This window comes from Halobaculum sp. EA56, assembly GCF_051195075.1.
Taxonomy (GTDB): domain Archaea; phylum Halobacteriota; class Halobacteria; order Halobacteriales; family Haloferacaceae; genus Halobaculum.
Window position 1 is genome coordinate 1 of sequence record NZ_JBNTJX010000112.1, and the last position, 925, is coordinate 925.

The following is a 925-nucleotide window of genomic DNA, read 5'->3' on the forward strand; positions in this document are numbered from 1 at the left end:
CGCTGCTGTTCCGCGGGACGCTCCGCGACGACGAGACGGTCGGCCTCGCGGTCCTGCTGGCGGGGTCGCCGCTGCTGGTGTACTACTCGCGGTTCCTCCGGGGCGACGTGCTCGCGGCGGGGTTCGGCCTGCTCGTCGTCGGCGGGCTGGTCCGCCACCGCGACACCGGCGTCCGGTGGCCGCTGTACCTCGCGGCCGCGGCGCTCCCGCTCGCGCTCGGCTCCTCGGGCTTCGCGGTCGTGTACCTCCCGCTGTGGCTGCTGGCGGCCGCGCTCGCGCTCGACGAGGCCCGGATCCGGGGGACGCCCGCCGCGGCGGCCGAGCGCCTCGGCGCCGGCGCCGCGTGGGTCCGCGGGAACGCGACGCCGCTGGCGCGCGCGCTGTTCGTCCTCCTCGGCGTCGCGCTCCTCGTGTTCGCCCCCCGCGGCGGCGGCGTCGGGCCGGGGCTGTGGAACCCGGCGACGCTGCCTGCGGCGGTGTCGTTCGCGTTCGTCGAGGCGCCCGAGCGGTTCCTCTCGCTGCGGCTGGCCGACCGGCTGGCGCCCCCCGCCCGCGGCAACTCGTTCATCCCGGCGGTGGCGGGCTACGTCCGCACCCTGCTGGCGACCGCGTGGCCGGCGGCCGCGCTCGGCCTCGTCGGCTTCCTCCGCGAGCGCTACCGCGCCGACACGCGCGGGGTCGTCGCCTTCGGCGGGTACGCCGCCGGCTTCGGCCTGCTCGCGTTCCCCATCGCCTCGATGGGCGTGGAGCCGTGGACCGCCGTCCACGTCGTCCCGTTTCTCGCGCTGCCGGGCGCCGTCGCGCTCGCGTGGGTCGTCCGCGGGCTCCGCGCTCGCGCCGCGCCCGCCGAGCCGGCGCTGCTGGCGGCCGTGCTGCTCGTCGCCGCCGCCGGGGTCGCGGGCTACGGCGCCACCGCCGCGGGGGT

1 pseudogene is annotated in these 925 nt (G+C 79.4%); it reads left to right on the forward strand.

What is annotated here, in order from left to right:
- Positions 1-925: pseudogene (locus tag ACQUQ1_RS22435) on the forward strand (flippase activity-associated protein Agl23); the annotation flags it as partial.